Source organism: Psychrobacter sp. 1U2 (assembly GCF_051847575.1).
On sequence record NZ_JBPYDC010001317.1, the window covers coordinates 1 to 633 of the forward strand.

A 633-nucleotide genomic window follows, 5' to 3' on the forward strand; every position below is an offset into this window, starting at 1 on the left:
TAGCGTATGTCCATGATCAAGCGCCTTATCAGAGTGTGACTACAGATAAGGTATGGCATAGAGGATTGTTTAAATGAGTACTTCTAACTTAATGCCCGATCTTGAGTTATCGCTTGTGCCGACATGGCGTCATGGCTACCGCTTGCAGTTTGAACCGGCACAAGACGCTTATGTGCTGCTCTACCCTGAGGGTATGATTAAGCTCAATGAGAGTGCGAGCATCATCGGTCAACAAATCGATGGTCAGGCGTCCGTCAGTGATATTATCGAAAAGGTGAGCGCTATGTTTGGCAATGTGCCTGAAATCAAACAAGACATTGTCGAATACATGCTGGTCGCGCAGCGTGAACATTGGATTGATTTATTATGACCCATGACGTTGGGCTACCGCTGTGGCTGCTCGCTGAGCTGACCTACCGCTGCCCCTTGCAATGTCCGTATTGCTCCAACCCGCTGGATTATGCGCAGTATCAAGAGGAGCTGACCACGGATGAATGGTATGACGTGTTTGATCAAGCGCGGCAGATGGGCGCGGTGCAGCTGGGGTTTTCTGGCGGTGAGCCGCTCGTTCGTAAGGATTTAGAAGAGCTGGTCGCTTATGCGCATGACAAGGGATTTTATACTAACCTTATC

Annotated in this window: 2 protein-coding genes; both read left to right on the plus strand. The window is 49.4% G+C overall.

Annotated elements, in window-relative coordinates:
* The first annotated feature begins 91 nt into the window (after positions 1-91).
* Positions 92-370, plus strand: coding sequence for a pyrroloquinoline quinone biosynthesis peptide chaperone PqqD (gene pqqD / locus ACS8FD_RS21845; RefSeq protein WP_439277416.1), 279 nt, complete (start codon positions 92-94; stop codon positions 368-370).
* On the plus strand, positions 367-633 hold a 267-nt coding region (locus tag ACS8FD_RS21850), incomplete at its 3' end, for a radical SAM protein (protein WP_439277415.1). The genes pqqD and ACS8FD_RS21850, both read left to right, overlap by 4 nt.

Coding starts and splice junctions, on each gene's coding strand:
- pqqD (WP_439277416.1), top strand. CDS start 92: ATGCCCGATCTTGAGTTATCGCTTGTGCCGACATGGCGTCATGGCTAC.